The organism is Plantactinospora sp. CA-290183 (assembly GCF_050936375.1).
Taxonomy (GTDB): Bacteria; Actinomycetota; Actinomycetes; order Mycobacteriales; family Micromonosporaceae; genus Plantactinospora.
The window spans coordinates 891,038-907,632 of the sequence record NZ_JBNJMX010000001.1 but is presented as its reverse complement, the minus strand read 5'-3'; the positions used below and the strand labels follow the sequence as shown (position 1 = coordinate 907,632).

Sequence of the window (16,595 nt, the reverse complement as noted above, 5' to 3'; positions counted from 1 at the left end):
GTCCCGGCGGCGCCCGCCCCGTCCGCCTGACGATACCCGCCAGTAACCAGGACAGGGTACTCGCCGGTAACCGGCCTCCGGCTGCGGCGTCGGGGCGACCGGCCGAGCGGCCGAGGCGGCGGCGATCACGGCGTGACGGAGGTGGCGAAGCCCTCGACGTACCGGCGCTGCCACGGCGTCTCGACGGCCCGCCTGTCGTAGTGTCGCCGGACGAACGCGACCGCCTCGGTGGGCGGCACCCCGTCGAGGACGGCGAGGCAGGCCAGGGCGGTACCGGTGCGGCCCCGGCCGCCGCCGCAGGCGATCTCGACGCGCTCGCTCGCGGCGATCTCCCGCGCCTCGCGCAACGTCTCCCGCGCCTGCTGGCGGTCGCCGGGCAGCCAGAAGTCGGGCCAGCGCAGCCACCGGCTCTGCCAGGCGACCGGGGGCGGCGGGCGGCCCAGCAGGTACACACCGAAGGTGGGCGACGGACCGGCGGGCAGGGGCCGGCGCAGGCCGCGGCCGCGAACCAGACGCCCGGACGGCAGGCGGAGGACACCGGCGGCGCCGGGTTCCCAGGTGGTGATCGGCTCCATGATCAGATCCTCAGGGCGCGTATGCCGCGTACCGGCGGCTCAGGAGGCGGACAGCGACCTGGTACCCGGCGACGAACATCACCACCGGCACGAAGCCGATCGCCTGGAACAACGACGGGATCCCGTCGTTGTCCCAGTCTGACCTGGCGTACAGGACGAGTCCGGTCAACAGCAGCGCGAGGAACGAACCAACTGCCAGGAACATCGCCCAGACGAATGCGTACTCCCGCGCCCGGGCCCGGTACTGGGCCGCCAGCACGGCGGCTTCGGTCGGCGGCGTCCAACCCCCGCCCCGGTACCGCTCCCAGACGTCCTTGATGGCCCGCACCTCGTGAACCTGTGCCCCAAGGCCCCCTGGCAGGGCGAACAGTCGGCCCTCGCGGTCGAGCAGCATCGTCCGGGACGAGGCCGGGTTGTTCTCGATCTCGATGCTCAACACGTCGGACCACGCTGTCCTGCGCGTCCAGAACAGTTGCCGTACCACGATGTGGTCCTGGTAGACGATGGTCGCCACCCGCCAGAACCAGATGATGCCGAGGTACACCGTGCTGATCAGCACGAGCATCGACACCTTGAACGTCAGGGGCAGGTCCGGCTCCGGCACGATCGAACGCACCAACGGAATGCCCGGCGCCCCGAGGAAGAGGGTGATGAACACCAGCTGTTTCGGCCGTAGCCGGTATTTGCGGAGCACCCGACCGGCGGTCCGTGTCTGCACCAGATCCTCCCGTCAGACATTGACGTTCGAGGACGCAACGGTATCGCCGGGTCTGGGGAGGGGTCCCCGCACCGCGAACGGCGGCCGCTGCGCCCCGTCGGCGGGGGCTCGGTCAGCGGGGGCCTCGGTCAGCGGAGGGCTCGGTCAGCGGGGGCGACGTCGCGGACGAAGGCCCGCCAGGCCACCGGGCCGAAGCTCAGCACCGGCCCCTGCGGGTCCTTGCTGTCCCGCACCGCCACCACGTCGCGAAGATTGTCGGCGACCTCGACGCAGTTGCCGCCGTTCGAGTTGGAGCGCGACGAGGTCCGCCAGACGTATACGTCACGGGTCATGTCGATCCACCATCTTCGAGAGCGCGGCACGGGTCAGGTCCCGGGGAAGTGCCACCGAGCGTACTCCGTCCCAGGCCCGGACGAGGATGGCTAGCGGCTCCGGTTCGGGGATCAGCCGACCGGTCAACTGGTCCTCCATGAACGCCACGTCCGCGCCGTCCTCCAGCGTAACCAGGGCGAACGCGCCGCTCTGCCCGACGTAGACCCCGGCACTGAACGGCACCAGGTGTAGGAAGACCCGGGGCCGGTGGCTCAGCTCGATCAGGTGCGCCACCTGCTCCCGCATGATCTCGGGATCACCGCGGAGCAACGCCGCCTCGTCCACGACGAAGGTGGCCAGCGGCGGGCGCGGACCGTCCAGGATGGTGGCCTGCCGATCCAGCCGGATCGCGAGCCGCGCCTCGGCCTGCTCCGCGTCGAGCAGGCCACCGGCGAGCACCGCTCGGGCATACGCCTCGGTCTGGAGCAGGCCGGGCACGTAGAGCGGCTCGAAGGTGCGGAGCGCCACCGCCTCCCGCTCGTAGTCGCCGAAGGGGCGGAACCACTCCGGTGCGGCGCCCCGGCGGGCCTCCGCCGCCATCGTCGCGACCAGGTTCCCCGAGCCGAAGAGCTGATCCAGCCGCTGCGCGGTGTCCGGCAGCGGAATCCGCCGGTCCGTCTCGAACGCGGCGATCAGCGACGCGGAGACCCGGATCGCCTCGGCGGCCTGCTCCTGGGTCAGCCCCTTTGCGGAGCGCAGGTGCCGCAACGCCATGGCCAGAGAACTGCTCATGTCCTACCCGTCCTTACCGCCGTTGGGTGAATCCTTACCGATGTCAATTGGCCCCCTCCTACCTACCGGATCGGGACGGGAAAAGTCCACCCTGGATTCAGCGGAACCGCTCGCGGAAAAGGACGCCGGGTGGAACCGCGCGGGAAGGTCGCCCGACGTCAATCGGGTGACCTCCCGCGTCCAATCCCGGAAGGAGGAAAGATCAATGCCAAAACGGCACCGTGCACAGATACGGCATCGCCGCGCCTGGTATTTCCTGTGGTATTTCTGCGCCTGCGGACGCCGCTGGCCCGGCCCCCGCTGCCGGCCCGGTGCAGGGGTGCCCGGTGGCCCGACCCGACCGACGGGCTCCCCCGATCCGGACCACTCCCGCCCCGGCCCCGGACGCCCACCGACCCGCGCCAGCTCTCCCGACCCCGGACACCCACCGAACCGGGCGGCCCCTCCCGACCCCCGATGCTCACCGACCCGCTCCGGCTCTCCCGACCCCGGATGCCCACCGGCCCGCTCCGGCTCTCCCGACCCCGGATGCCCACCGGCCCGCGCCGGCTCTCCCGACCCCGGATGCCCACCGGCCCGCGCCGGTAGCCGGAACGAGCGGCCGCTCTGGGACGCTCCGACCTGGTCTCAGCTGGGCAACGGGCGGGCCGGCCGGCTCACGCCCGCCCAGGCCCACCGCGCCTGGCACGGCGAGCACATCCGACAGGTCGGCCGGCCGTGACTGGCGAGACCGACCCGAGAACACCCGACCGGACGAGCCGGCACGAGCCGGCCGACCCGACCCGGGAGCCGACGCACGACACGGCCGACGGTGGCGCCGAGATCCGGGGGCCGCACGCCCGATTCCGCGCCCACGTACCCGCCCGGCCGTCGTTTCGATGCCGTGGCTGCGGCGCCCCCTGGCCGTGCCAGCCGGCCCGGTTGTCGTTGCTGCTCGCGTACCGGAACGACCGGGTCGGTTTGATGATCTACCTGGCCTGTCAGCTCCACCGGGCGCTGCACGACCTGCCCGGCGTCGACCCGGTCGACCTCTCGACCCGCTTCCTGGGCTGGGCGCCCCGGGACCCGCCCTGACCGCCTTCGACCGCGATGCTGGCGTACGTCCCCCGCGCCTCAGGCCCCTCGGTCTGACACCCTCGATGACGTCCCCGTCAGCCCCGCCGCGATGCGTTGCGCGACCTGCGCGGCCGGAGCCCCTGTCGTGTCCACCACCTCGGCTTCGCGGCTCAGCCAGCCACGAGCTTCTTCGTAGGCATCGAGGTGGTCCAGACGCCACTGTCGAGCACCGGTCTCGACCGTGTCCGTCTCGATCCGTCGGACCAGGATGTCCCGCTCGGCGTGCAACACGAAGTGCCGAACCGGGATGCCGGCCCTGTCGAGACCGGCGCGGATCTCCATCCAGTACTGCTCCACCAGAACCGACTGCGGCACGACGAGCACCCCGCCGGTAAAGGCCAGAAGCTGAGCGGCGGTCTCCACGACCAGGGTCCGCCACGGCGGCCAGTCCTGAAAGTCCGTGACCGGTACGCCCAACACATGCTCCAGCAGGTAGCCGACCTGCTCCGTGTCGAAGATCCGCGCCTGCGGAACCAGTCGTACGAGTTCCTTCGAGGTGGTGGTCTTACCGGCGCCGAAGGTCCCGTTCAACCAGACAATCACGGAGCCGAGCCTAACCAGCAGAAGGAGCCCAGCCGCCACACCCCGCCCCCCGACCAACTGGCGCTGATGTCGACCGCTTCATGATCTCGTAAAGTTCGGCCCGTTATAGCCGGCCGAACTTTACGAGATCACCGGATGGGGTGTTAGGAAGGGCCCCTTCCTATACAAAAAGCGATAAGAAGGGGCCCTTCCTTACACCTAGCCCAACAGCTAGGCCACGATGGAGCGCAGGGGGATGTTCGCCGCCCGCAGTTCGCGGACGAGGTCACGCAGGAACGGGTGCTCGTCGGCCGCCAGACCCTCCGGGTTGGGAATGGTCAGGTAGGCCGAGTCGTTCGCCGTGGCCACCCGGACGTCCCCGGCGTGCTCGGCGACCAGCGCCCGAGCCCGGGACAGATCGGTGGCCGGCACCTGGATGGTGATCGGCCGCCACTGTCCGCCCAGGTTCTCCGGCACCGGTGCCGCCGCAGCGGCGGCCCGCGCCGACGGTACGGCCGGCGGGGTCGCCGTGGCCCGCGCGCCCGGTGACGCCGAGGCGGCCGGACCCGTCGCCGGGGCGAGCAGCGCGTTGGCCACCAGGTGCAGGCCGCTCTCGTTGTACGCCCGGAACAGCGGGTTGAACGCGAACAGCACCGCCCGCCCGGACCCGGTCGGCTCGTCCACCAGCGCCGCCGTGCCCTTGAGCACGTCGGCGTGCACCGTGTAGCCGTTGAACCAGAACCGCTCGTCGGCCGGGTACCGCAGCACGTTCCTACCCGTGGTGCTCGGGCTGAGGATCGAGTCGCCGTTGTTGAACTCGAAGTCCTCCGCCGGCCGGCCCAGCCCCACCGGGCTGCTCCGGTCCACGTCGACCCGCAGGTGCGAACCGATCACCTGGTAGTCCGCCGGCTTCGGCAGCTCGGTGGTCGAGGTGAGACCGGCCGCCCGGGCCATCCGGGTGCCCTGGTTGCGCAGCCCCAGGTAGGTGCCGCCGCCGGCCACCCAGGTCCGCAGGTTGGCCTGGCCGGCCTCGGTGAGCCCACCGGTCGGGCTGCTGCCGTCCGGCACCAGCAGGACGGTACGGCCGGTGAAGGCGGGCGTGTTCTCGTTGATGTCCGCCGTGGTCACCGGCGTAAGGTCCAGCCCCCACCGCTTGCCGAGGACGTACCGGGCCTCGCCGTGCGAGCCGGCGGTGGTCGAGATGCCGGTGCCGCCGAAGAGGCCGACGTCGGGCCGGCGCAGTACCGTGCCGGCTGGCGCGCTCCGCCGGGCCGTCAGGGTCACCCCGGCGGACTCGGCGAGCCGGTCCCGCGACGGGGTCAGCGCCGCCGCCGGCAGCGTGACGACGCCGGTGGCCTGGTCGCGCCGCAGTTCGACGCCCGCGCCGAGGAGCGTGAAGGTCAGCTCGGCCGCCGCCGCGGAGTCCAGCGGGTACGCGTACGAGCCGTGGCGCGGCGCCACCCAGGTGCGCCCGCCGTCGATGTCCCGCACCCGCTCCGCCCTCGGCGAGAGCCGGTCACCGGTGTAGACCGTTTCCACGCCCATCAGCAGCGGGTTGCTCCACGACGAGACGTCGTAGAAGTACGGGAACGGCACGTACGGGTCCTCGCCCATGATCGCCTGGATCCAGTGCTTCTGCGGCTGCTCCATCGGGATCCAGTACGCGCCCTCCGGCACCGTCAGGTTGCGGGCGGAGCGCCCGCCGAAGATCCGCGCGTTCGGCACCGTGGCCGACCGGGTGAGCCGGTAGACCTCGACGTCCATCCCGCGCAGCCGCTCCACGAGCTGCCGTACGTCGCCGAGCTGCCGGTTCGGCAGCAGGAAGTACGACCGGACGGTCACGTCCGGCACCGGGAACTGGACCTCGTTCGTCGGCTGGACCACCTCGTTCGGCTCCAGCGCGCCGGCCCGCCCCTGTGCCAGGGCGTCCTTCCAGATCTTGTAGTAGCCGGACAGCACCTCGCGCTTGTTGGCCGACGCCCAGCCCAGGGTCGCCCACTGGGTGTTGAACTGCTGCTGCACCCGGTCCTGGACGGCCGAGGAGCTGCCCTTCTCGTACGTCATGCCGGCGGCGCCGAAGCCGGTGGTCGGCACCGTGTCGCCGTACCCCATGAAGAACATGTCGTAGGTGTCGTAGTTGAAGTAGCACTCGGTGGTCACCGTGTCGGTGCAGGCGCCGTTGTAGCCGAAGCCGGCCGCGTTCGCCGCGCCGATCCGGTTGATCCAGTCGACCGCCTCGCCGGGGATCTCGTGGTGGATCGGGTCGGCGTTCGGCGGGAAGAAGTACTCCAGACCGCCCATCTCGTGCGCGTCGACGAAGACCTGCGGCGGGTACCGGCGCAGCAGGTCGACCTTGGCGTCCGTCTCCGGCTGGGTCCGGGCGAACCAGTCCCGGTTGAGGTCGAAGCCGTACTCGTTCTGCCGCCGGGTGGCGTCCCGGCCGTCCGGGTTCTGCGTCGGCACGATGATCGTGACCAGGTTCTCGTTGCGCTCCCGTACCTCGCAGGAGAGCCCGGCGGCCAGCTCGTAGAGGGTCTTGAGCGCGGCGTCGCCACCGCTCTTCTCCCCGCCGTGCACGTTGCCGGTCACGTAGACGATCGCCGGCCCCCGGGCGGCGGTCTCCGCCGCCTTCCGGTCCGACAGCCGGCGCGGGTCGCGCAGCGCCCGGATCTCCTCGGCGATCTCCTCCAGCTCGCCCCGGCGCAGGTGCGCGGGGTCCGAGACGATCGCGTACGGCAGCGTCTGGCCGAGCACGCTGGTGCCGAGCGTGCCGGTCACCACCCGGTCGGAGGCGCCGTCGACGGCACCGAGGTACGAGCGGATCTCGTCGTCGGTGACCACCCGCTCCTGCCCGACGCCGAGCGGGAAGCCGAGATGCGCCTCCGGGCTGGGTACGTCGGCCAGCCGGGCGGCCGGGTTCTGGCTGCACCCGCGCGGGCCGGACGAGGCGCCGGCCGGGCCGTCGGGCTGGGCGGCGGCCGGGGTGCCCGGCAGCAGCGGCAGCGGGGCGAGGACCAGGGCCAGGGCGGCACCGCCGAGCCGCCGGGAGAGCGTGGATCTGGAGAGGGACTTCGGGGGGAACTTCCAGAGTGTCATCTGAAGTTCGTGTTCCCTTCTCGGAGAATCGGGCGTAAGGGTGGCTCGGAGCCTATGACCAGCCATTTCCGGCGGTCAAGATCTTCAAGGACGACGAATCGACCGAGCCGTGAAACACGCCTAGCGCCTAAAATCGGGGGAATAGCCCCATCCGCCGACCTCCGTCGGCGGCGTCGGCGCCGGCTGTGAACATGGCGACCGAAGGTGCGACGGCCAGCGCGGTCCGCGTAGGCTCAGCCCTTGTCGTCGCCCGCACGGCCGGCCGACTCGCCGACCGCGCAGCCACGACCCGAGGTGTGCAAGGCCCACAATGTCCGACATCGGCGCTCTCCTCCGGCGCTGATACTCCCGACCGCGACGCAAGGAAGCGCCGCTACTGCGAGCGGAGAAGACAGGCGTGACGATTCCGTACCCCAGCACTCAGCCCATGCCGGCGATCCCCGCGGTCACCCCTCCGTCCGGCGCCTCCCGCCCGCGGCTGACCTTCCTCGGGACCGGCTACCTGGGCGCGACGTACGCCGTCTGCTTCGCCGAACTCGGCTACGAGGTCATCGGGTTCGACGTCGACGCCGAGAAGATCGCCAAGCTGGCCGACGGCCAGGTGCCGTTCCACGAGGCCGGCCTCGACGAGCTGCTCCGGCGCAACCTGGCCGCCGGCCGCCTCCGGTTCAGCACCGACATCGCCGAGACGGCCGCCTTCGGTGACGTGCACTTCATCTGCGTCGGCACCCCCCAGCGCGCCGACGGGATGGGCGCCGACCTGTCGTACGTCGAGGCCGCGGTGACCGGGCTCTCCCAGCACCTGACCCGCAAGGCGCTGATCGTCGGCAAGTCCACCGTGCCGGTCGGCACCGCCGAGTGGATCGAGCAGCTGGTCGGCAAGCACGCCCCGGCCGACCTCGGCGTCGAGGTCGCCTGGAGCCCCGAGTTCCTCCAGGAGGGCTTTGCCGTCGAGGACGTGCTGCGCCCCAACCGGATCGTGGTCGGGGTCAAGAGCGAGTGGGCCAACGGCATGCTCTACTCCGCGCACAAGGGCGTCTTCGACCTGGCCGCCACCGAGGACCGCGAGGTCCCGCTCGTGGTGACCGACTTCGCCACCGCCGAGCTGGTCAAGGTCGCCGCGAACGCCTTCCTCGCCACCAAGATCTCCTTCATCAACGCGATGGCCGAGGTCTGCGAGGTCGCCGGCGGGGACGTCACCCAGCTCGCCCGGGCGATCGGCTACGACCCGCGGATCGGCAACCGCTTCCTCCAGGCCGGCGTCGGCTTCGGCGGCGGCTGCCTGCCCAAGGACATCCGGGCGTTCCAGGCCCGCGCCCAGGAGCTGGGCGCCGGCGAGGCGCTGCGGTTCCTGCACGAGGTCGACCTGATCAACCTGCGCCGGCGTACCCGGGTGCTCCAGCTCGCCGCCGAGCTGCTCGGCCGCCGCTACGGCCCGGCCGGCCCCGACCTGTCCGGCACCCGGATCGCGGTCCTCGGCGCCACCTTCAAACCCAACTCCGACGACGTCCGGGACGCCCCGTCGCTCGCCGTCGCGGCCGCGCTGCACAAGGCCGGCGCCGACGTGCGGGTCTACGACCCGCAGGGCATGGAGAACGCCCGCCGGGAACGCCCCGACCTGAGCTACGAGCCGAGCATGATCGACGCGGTACGCGGTGCCGACCTGGTCTGCGTACTCACCGAGTGGGCCGACTTCCGCAACGCCGACCCGGTCGCCCTCGGCGAGCTGGCCGCCGGCCGGCGGGTCGTGGACGGCCGCAACTGCCTCGACTCGGGACTGTGGATCCAGGCCGGCTGGGAATACCGGGGCATGGGCCGCCCCTGAATCCCGCCGGAGCCGCTGAGCCCCGCGGCGGGCTCCGGCACCGGACCCCGACGACCGTAAATTTCGCGCCGACTTGCCGGCCGCGTACCCGACCGGGTACGCGGCCGGCCTTTTAGGATCTCCTCAGCCGGAAATCGCCCCACGACCGGGGACTGTTCAACGGTTGCCCGCTATGGGCATGCTTCCGGGGGAAGCCCGTGACGCAGCGCCGCCGGCCAGGAGGAGGTGCCGTGAGTACGTACCAGTGCTCCTCGTGTGGCCGGGAGATCGAGGCGGCGCCGGTCTGTCCACAGTGCGGGGCGGAACAGCCGCAGTGGGCCGACGACCTGGCCCGGATCGAGCGCTCGATCGCCGAGATGAAGATCCGCGAGGCGGCGATCGCCAAGGAGCAGAAGACCATCGCCTCCCAGATGCAGGCGGCGCTCTTCCAGCGCGACATCCTGTCGCACGAGCAGCGGCGCAAGCAGAACACCAAGCCCCGCCGGGTGCTGCGCCGCAAGGCCAACCGCCGCCCACCGACGGCCGCCCCGGCGTCGGCGACCGCCCCCGGCACACCGGGTACGCCCGGCCCGTCGCGGGTCCCCCGGCAGCCCCGCAACGGCGGCGGCCAGGGCTGGACCCCGCCTCCCCCGCCGCCCCCGCCCCCGACGGAGCCGCTGCCGGACATCGAACCGGTGAACCGGCCCGAGGCGTCGAGCCGCGAGGTGCAGAACATCCTGCTCGGGCTCGGCGCGCTGCTGCTCGGCGTCTCGGCCGTGGTCTTCGCCGCGGTCGCGATCAGTACGCTGGACGCCTTCAGCCGGGTCACCATCCTGCTCCTGGCGACCGCGCTGATGCTGGCCGTGGCGCCCCGGATCGCCCGGCGCGGGCTGATCGCCACCGCCGAGACCATCGCCGCCGTCGGCCTGCTCCTGGTGCCGCTGATCGGCTACGCACTCTGGACGGTGGAACGGTTCGGCGACGGCCCGCTCTCCGGGGCCACCTTCGCCGGGCTCGCCTGCCTGGTCACCGCCGCCGTCGCCGGGGCGTACGCGGGAGCGACCGGGCTGAACGCCCCCCGGTACACGGTGGTGATCGCACTCCAGCCGGTCCTGCCGCTGCTGACGTACCAGTGGATCCACGGGCCCGCCGGTTGGGCCGCCGTACTGACCGCGGTGGCGCTCGCCGACCTCTACCTGGCCCGGCTGCTCACCGACGACGGACGACTCACCGGCGGGCCGGGCCGGTTCCGGTTCGGCGCCGGCACCCGGAGCCCCGGCGCACCGGCCGCCGCCCCGGCCGGCCGGGCGTCGACCGGCACCCGGCCGGAGGATCCCGCCGCACCGGACGCGCCCGCCGCCCGGCCCGGGGCGGGCACCAACCGGCCGGAGAGTTCGCCGGAGGAGGCCGACGCCGTCCTGCGGGTCGACGATCGCGACCTGCGCGACGGCCCGCTGCGCGGGGACGACCCCGGGCGCGGGGAGGCCCGCCGGGGCGAGGCCCTCGGGGGCGAGGCCCTCGGGGGCGAGGCTCGCCGGGGCGAGACCCGCCGGGGGAACGACGCCGACCTCGGGCTGGACCCGGTACCCGACGGACCCGGTGCGCCGGCGGCCCCGGCGGTACGGCCGCCGGTCGCCCCGTGGCTGCGGGAGCTGACCTGGACGCTGCACTGGCTGACCTTCGCCGCCGCCCTGGTCTACGCGGTCACCGCGCTGGTGCAGGCCGGGACCGTACCGGACGCGGCCCGGGCCGGCCTGGTCCTGCTGCTCGCCGCCGCCGTCGGCCTCGCCGGCACGCTCACCCTGGGCCAGGCGCCGTTGCCGGACATCGGCGGCGCGATCATGACGCTGGCCGTGATCGGTGCCGCCGGGCGGATCGCCGCCGTCGCGCTCCCCGGACAGGCCCTGCTGGTGATCGCCGCCGTCATCGCGATCACCGGCGTCGGCGTACGGGTGGTGCCGGAGGCGGCCCGCCGGGGCCCGCAGCTCGCCTCGGCCGCCGCCCTGGTGGTCATCGGCGCGCTGGTGGCCGGAGGCGCCCTGCGGGCGGCCGTGGCGCCGATCCGGGCCGCGCTCCCGGTCTGGGAGGCCGACCTCGCCCGGTACCCCGTCGAGCTGGCCACCGGGGTCGACCCGACGTCCTGGCAGCTCACCGCGAGTGCGCTGCTGCTCACCATCGCCGCGGTGCTCGCCTCCCCGCCCGAGGTACGGCGCGAGTTCGCCGTTATCGGCGCGGCGCTCACCGCGCTGTCGGCGCCGGCCTCGTTCGGCCTGCCCTGGGCGGCGGCTCCCTGGCCACCGGTGCTGGTCGGGATCGGCATCGGTCTGGCCGGCCTCGCCGCGGAGACCCGTCGCGCCGCGCTGACCCACGCCGTCGCGGCGGCCGCGCTGGGACTCGCCGGAGCCGCGGCCTCGGTGGCCCGGCCCGGGCTCACCGCCGCCGTGCTGTTCGCGCTCGCGATCGCCGGGGCACTGATCGCCCTGGCCCCGACCGTCCCGACCGCCACCCTGGGCCGCTGCGCCGGGCTGGTCGCGCAGTGGGCGGCCGGCGGTGCGGCGTTCGCGCATGTTCGCGGTGGCGTCGTTCGTGGCGGCGACGGTGCCGATGGACCCGACCCCGACCGCCACCTCCGTACGCGAGGCGACCGAGCCGGTCCTCGCGGCCAGCTTCCTGGCCGTCTGCGCCGTCCTCGGGTACGCCGCCATAACCCAGGTCTCCCGACGGCAGATCCCGCTGCCGCTGGCCGTCGGCGCCGGGCTCGGCGCGCTCGCGGTCACCGCCGCCGCCTTCGGGGCGCCCGGCGCCACCTTCGCCGACACCTGGGTCGGCGGTCTGGTGCTGGTCGCCGCCGTACTCCTGCTCCTGGCGCCGTCGATCGACAGCGGGCGGCGGGCCGACCGGCTGCTCGACGGGGCGGACATCGCCGCGGCGGCCGTCACCGCCGCCCTGATCGGCACCCTGGCCCGGATCTCCGGGATCCTCGGCGACGGCGTCGAACTGGCCGCTGCCGGCTTCGTGGTCCTGGTGGTGGCCGCCGGAGTCCGGGCGATGCCGGCCGACTGGCGGCGTGGGCCGGTCCTCGGGCTCGCCCTCAGCGGCGGCGTCGTCGCGCTCATCGCCGGCTACACGGCGCTCAGCGGCGGGCTGCGGGTGCTCGCCGCCCCCGGCCGGCTCTGGGAGGCCGACCTCACCGGCTGGCCGGTCGGCACCGTCGGCGCCGGCTGGCAGGCCCCGGTCGCGCTGGTGCTGCTGGCCGCGGCCGCCACCATCGCCCTGCCCCGCCCCTGGGCCTACGACGTGGCCGGCGTCTGTGTCGGGCTGGCCACCATCGGCACCCCGGCCGCGCTGGGACTGCCGTGGTGGTCCCCGATCGTGGTCGGCGGCGCGGTCGCCACCGTCTACGGCGTGACCGCCGTGGTCGCCGCCGATCCCCGCGCCGGCCTGGCCCGGGCCACCGTCGCCGCCGTGGTCGCCCTGCACGCCGTCGGGGCGAGCCTGGTACGGCCGTGGACCACCGCCGCCGCGCTCGGCATGGTCCTGCTGATCGGGGCCGTCGTCGCCGCCCTCGCCCGGATCGTCGGCGCCCTGACCGGTCCGGCCGAGGAGGCCGACTCCTGGACGCTGCCGCCGCACCTGGCGCAGATCGGCGGCCTCGCCGCCGGTGGCGCGCTGCTCGCGCTCCCCGGTTGCCTCGCTGCGCTCGCCGCGTCCCTCCGCTGGCCCGCCCAGGTGGTCATCCTCGGTACGCTCGCCGGCGCCAGCCTCGGCGTCGCCGTGATGGCGATGGTCCGTCGGCACGTCCCGCAGTACCTGCCGTTCGCGACGGTCGGCATCGTCGGCGGCGCGACCTCGGGGGCGCTCGCCGCACTCTTCACCGACCTCCCCTGGAGCGTGTACGCCGCCGCGGCCGTACTGCTCGGCGTACTCGCCGAGCTGGTCCGGGCGGTCACCCCGGCGCCGAGTCCGCTGCGCGAGCCGGTCCGCCGCTGGTCGGTGATGCTCGGCGGCGCGTTCCGCCGGCTGCCCGAGCCCAACCGGCCGGGCCGCTGGTCGGTCAACCCGGCCGTCGGTGCGATGGTCGCCGCCGCGCTGCCGACCGCGCTGGCCGTGGCCGCCCTCGCCCCGGCCCTGGTGGCCGCGCTGGTCGAGCCGTACCAGACGCTCACCCGGATCTGGGACGGCCCGCCGCCCGAACTGGCCGGGCCGCAGGCCGGTGCGGTCCACCCCGGCAACGTGCTGGCGGCGCTCCTGCTCACCGTCGCGGCCGGGCTGGCCGCCACCGGGTTCGGCAACGGGCGGCCGGCCCGGGCGATCCCGGTGGTGCTCCCCGGCGCGGCGGTCACCCTGCTCATCGCCCCGATCTCGCTCGGGATGGGCTGGCCGAACAGCACGATGGCCGCCCTCGCGGTCTTCACCATCTCGATGCTGGGGCTGGCCCTGACTCCGCCGCCGCCGGAGGCCGAGCGGGCCCGCTCGCTGCGGCTGACCCGGATCCTGGTCTTCGCGATCGGCCTGGCGGCCGGCGGGGCGGGGCTGGCCGGCGCGCTCGCCACCCGCGAACTCACCCTCTTCACCCTTGGTGCCGCGGTGGGCGTCGGCGCGGTCGCCGCGATCGGCGGCCGGACCCAGCGGGCCCGGATCCTCGGCTGGCTCTTCGCCTCGGTCAAGGCCCAGCTCTTCGTCTTCACCGCCGGGCTGGTCGCCGGGCTGGCGCCGGTCTGGTCCGCCTTCGGCGTGCTGGGGGTGGGTGCGGTACTGCTGCTGCTCGCCACGTCGCTGCCCCGGCTGCGCCGTCCGGAGGCGGTCCGCGAGGCGACCGCCGTGGAGTGGAGCGGCTACGGCGCGGCCCTCATCGCCGCCGCGCTGGCCTACGACTCGCCCCGGCACCTCGCCGCGCTGCTCGCCGCGTGGGGCGCGGTGCTCGGGGTGGCCGCCACCCGGCCGTACCGCAGCACCGTCGAGCGGCGCACGCTCTTCTGGTCGGCGGTCGGCTGCGAGATCGTCGCCTGGTGGGTGATGATGGCGGTCGCCGACGTCGCGCTGCCGGAGGCGTACACACTGCCCTTCGCGCTGCTCGCCCTGCTGGTGGGGCTGTTGGAACTGCGGCACCGCGCCGATCTGAGCAGCTGGGTGGCGTACGGGCCGGCGCTGGTGGCGGCGTTCCTCCCCACCCTGGTGATCGTGATCGCCGGCAACAACGATCCGGTACGGCAGGTGCTGCTGCTGCTCGGCGGGGTGGCGACGCTGATCTTCGGCTCCTACCGGCGCCAGCAGGCACCGGTGATCGTCGGCGCGGTCGTCACCGCCATCGGGGCGCTCCGGGCGCTGTTCAGCTTCGGCCCGTGGCTGGTGCTGATCCCGGTCGGCCTGCTGCTGCTGGCCTTCGGGGCGAGCAACGAGAACCGCCGCCGCACCCAGGACCGGCTGCGCTCGCTGCGCGGCATGCGGTAGCCCGCCGGCCCTCGGCCGCCGTGGCACTGCGCCTGCCAGCCCGCCACCTGGCCGACCGGACCCATCGGCCGACCGGCGCCTGGTCGACCGGCGCCTGGTCGACCGGCGCCTGTAAGGCTGGGCGCACAGACGGGGCCGCCCGGCGGGTCGGCTGAATGTCGGGCTCGGCGCACAGACGGGGCGCCCGGCGGGTCGGCTGGATGTCGGGCTGGGCGCGTGTCGGGCTCGGCGCACGGACGAGCGGCAACCGACGGATTGGGCGCCTGTAGAGCTGGGCGCACAGACGGGACAACCCGCTGCCGGCCGATCGACGGGCCTGGCGGGTCAGGCGGGTCACGCCCGGCCGGCCGCCGAAACCTGGGCGCACAGACGGGGCAGCTCTACAGGTCCCGCAGGAGCACCCCGCACCCCGACCGCCCGGCAGGCCCGGCGAGTCACGCCCGGCCGGCCGGCGAGCCGTGGGCGCACAGACGGGGCAGCCCTACAGGTCGCCCAGGAGCACTTCACACCCCGGCCGCTATGCCCCCAGGGTGGCGCGGAGCCGGGCCTCCTTGTCAGCCACCACCCGCTCCAGCTCGACCTGGAACGCCGCCATCCGGTCCCGGAGGGCCTCGTCGGCCGCGCCGAGGATCCGTACCGCGAGCAGCCCGGCGTTGCGGCCGTTGCCGATCGAGACCGTCGCCACCGGGATGCCGGCCGGCATCTGCACGATGGAGAGGAGCGAGTCCAGCCCGTCCAGGTGCTTGAGCGGGACCGGCACCCCGATCACCGGCAACGGGGTGGCCGAGGCCACCATGCCGGGCAGGGCCGCCGCGCCGCCCGCACCGGCGATGATCACCTGAATGCCCCGGCCGGCCGCGGCCTGGGCGTACTCGATCATCTTGACCGGGGTGCGGTGCGCCGAGACGACGCCGACCTCGTAACCGACGCCGAACTCGTCGAGGGCCTTGCCGGCCTCCGCCATGGTCGGCCAGTCCGAGTCACTACCCATGATCAGCCCGACCTGGATCGGAGCCCGCCCGCTCATGCCCGGCCCTCCCGGAGCCACCAGGCGGCCCGGACGGCCCGGGACCGCGTCTTCTCCAGGTCGTCGCCGAGCACCGTCACGTGCCCGATCTTCCGGCCGGGCCGGACCTGCTTGCCGTAGAGGTGCACCTTGACCCCCGGGTCCTCGGCGAAGAGGTGGTGCAGCCGCTCGTCGATCGACATGCCGCCGTCGGGGCCGCCCAGCACGTTCGCCATCACCACCACCGGGGCGGTCAGCGTGGTGTCCCCCATCGGATAGTCGAGCACCGCCCGCAGGTGCTGCTCGAACTGCGAGGTACGAGCGCCCTCGATCGTCCAGTGCCCCGAGTTGTGCGGACGCATCGCCAGCTCGTTGACCACCAGCTCCGGCTCGCCGTCGACGCCGGTCACCTCGAACAGCTCCACCGCGAGCAGCCCGACCACGCCCAGCGCGGTGGCCAGGTCGATGGCGAGCTGCTGGGCGCGCAGCGCGACCTCCTCGGGCAGCCTCGGCGCCGGGGCCAGCACCTCCACGCAGACCCCGTCCCGCTGCACGGTCTCGACCACCGGATAGGCGGCCACCTGCCCGAACGGCGACCGCGCCACCTGTACGGCCAGCTCACGGCGCAGCGCGACCCGCTGCTCGGCGATCAGCTCGGTGCCGGCGGCACGCAGCCGCTCGACCAGCTCGGCCGCCTCGGCCGGGTCGCGGACGACCCACACCCCCCGGCCGTCGTAGCCGCCCCGGGCCGCCTTCAGGACCACCGGCCAGCCGACCCGGTCACCGAACTCGACCAGGTCCGCCGGCCCGGCCACCGGCCGCCAGGGCGGCACCGGGGCGCCCAGCTCGGACAGCCGCTCCCGCATCGCCCGCTTGTCCTGGGCGTACCGCAGCGCGTCGGCGGGCGGGTAGACCGCCACCCCGGCCTCGGCCAGCGCCCGGACATGCCCGGTCGGCACGTGCTCGTGGTCGAAGGTCACCACGTCGCAGCCGTGAGCGAAGTCACGCAGTGCGGCGAGGTCGGTGTGGTCGCCGTACCGGACGTCGGCGGCGACCAGCGCGGCGCCGTCGGAAGGGCTGAGCGCCAGCACGCGCAGTGACTGGCCGAGGGCGATCGCGGCCTGGTGGGTCATCCGGGCCAGTTGGCCGCCGCCCACCATGCCGACAACGGGCAGACCCGTGCGGGAATCCATAGCGCCGGCA

The 16,595-nt window shown here is 73.9% G+C and carries 11 protein-coding genes and 1 pseudogene; 4 read left to right on the top strand and 8 right to left on the bottom strand.

The genetic code is table 11. The features are described from left to right. Nucleotides 1–125 precede the first annotated feature (125 nt). The 4 genes from ACQEUR_RS04310 to ACQEUR_RS04295 form a co-directional block, all read right to left on the bottom strand. Nucleotides 126–575, bottom strand: a complete 450-nt coding sequence (locus tag ACQEUR_RS04310) for a protein-tyrosine phosphatase family protein (RefSeq protein WP_433025470.1) — start codon at nt 573–575, stop codon at nt 126–128. 10 nt (nt 576–585) lie between these two features. Continuing rightward, nucleotides 586–1,293 carry a hypothetical protein gene (locus ACQEUR_RS04305; protein ID WP_433025467.1) on the bottom strand — a complete coding sequence of 236 codons (708 nt, stop codon included), beginning with the start codon at nt 1,291–1,293 and terminating at the stop codon, nt 586–588. 128 nt (nt 1,294–1,421) lie between these two features. Continuing rightward, nucleotides 1,422–1,625, bottom strand: a complete 204-nt coding sequence (locus ACQEUR_RS04300) for a DUF397 domain-containing protein (protein ID WP_433025464.1) — start codon at nt 1,623–1,625, stop codon at nt 1,422–1,424. After that, a complete protein-coding gene (locus ACQEUR_RS04295; RefSeq protein ID WP_433025461.1) occupies nt 1,615–2,397 on the bottom strand; it encodes a helix-turn-helix domain-containing protein in 783 nt (260 codons plus the stop codon). The genes ACQEUR_RS04300 and ACQEUR_RS04295 overlap by 11 nt, the downstream gene beginning before the upstream one ends. Before the next feature lie 258 nt (nt 2,398–2,655). On the opposite strand from ACQEUR_RS04295, the gene ACQEUR_RS04290 reads away from it, so the two are divergent. Both ACQEUR_RS04290 and ACQEUR_RS04285 read left to right on the top strand, forming a co-directional pair. Beyond that, nucleotides 2,656–2,985 carry a hypothetical protein gene (locus ACQEUR_RS04290; protein WP_433025458.1) on the top strand — a complete coding sequence of 110 codons (330 nt, stop codon included), beginning with the start codon at nt 2,656–2,658 and terminating at the stop codon, nt 2,983–2,985. Between the two features lie 129 nt (nt 2,986–3,114). After that, nucleotides 3,115–3,471 carry a hypothetical protein gene (locus tag ACQEUR_RS04285; RefSeq protein WP_433025455.1) on the top strand — a complete coding sequence of 119 codons (357 nt, stop codon included), beginning with the start codon at nt 3,115–3,117 and terminating at the stop codon, nt 3,469–3,471. A gap of 39 nt (nt 3,472–3,510) precedes the next feature. On the opposite strand, the gene ACQEUR_RS04280 is transcribed toward ACQEUR_RS04285, so the two are convergent. Next, nucleotides 3,511–4,056: an AAA family ATPase gene (locus tag ACQEUR_RS04280; RefSeq protein ID WP_433025452.1), complete on the bottom strand. Its 546-nt coding sequence runs from the start codon at nt 4,054–4,056 to the stop codon at nt 3,511–3,513. Nucleotides 4,057–4,266: 210 nt separating this feature from the next. Further along, a complete protein-coding gene (locus tag ACQEUR_RS04275; protein WP_433025449.1) occupies nt 4,267–7,131 on the bottom strand; it encodes a M14 family zinc carboxypeptidase in 2,865 nt (954 codons plus the stop codon). Between the two features lie 397 nt (nt 7,132–7,528). Between ACQEUR_RS04275 and ACQEUR_RS04270 the strand changes: the two genes are divergently transcribed. Both ACQEUR_RS04270 and ACQEUR_RS04265 read left to right on the top strand, forming a co-directional pair. Beyond that, nucleotides 7,529–8,956, top strand: a complete 1,428-nt coding sequence (locus ACQEUR_RS04270) for a UDP-glucose dehydrogenase family protein (protein ID WP_433025446.1) — start codon at nt 7,529–7,531, stop codon at nt 8,954–8,956. Nucleotides 8,957–9,186: 230 nt separating this feature from the next. Beyond that, nucleotides 9,187–14,386: pseudogene (locus ACQEUR_RS04265) on the top strand (SCO7613 C-terminal domain-containing membrane protein). A 517-nt stretch (nt 14,387–14,903) separates the two neighbouring features. Here the strand turns inward: ACQEUR_RS04265 and purE are convergent. Together purE and ACQEUR_RS04255 are read right to left on the bottom strand one after the other, a co-directional pair. Continuing rightward, nucleotides 14,904–15,413: a 5-(carboxyamino)imidazole ribonucleotide mutase gene (gene purE, locus ACQEUR_RS04260; RefSeq protein ID WP_433025443.1), complete on the bottom strand. Its 510-nt coding sequence runs from the start codon at nt 15,411–15,413 to the stop codon at nt 14,904–14,906. Beyond that, the gene (locus ACQEUR_RS04255) at nt 15,410–16,585 is read right to left on the bottom strand and encodes a 5-(carboxyamino)imidazole ribonucleotide synthase (RefSeq protein ID WP_433025440.1); all 1,176 of its coding nucleotides are present in this window, start codon (nt 16,583–16,585) and stop codon (nt 15,410–15,412) included. Before ACQEUR_RS04255 ends, purE begins: the two co-directional genes overlap by 4 nt. Nucleotides 16,586–16,595 lie beyond the last annotated feature (10 nt).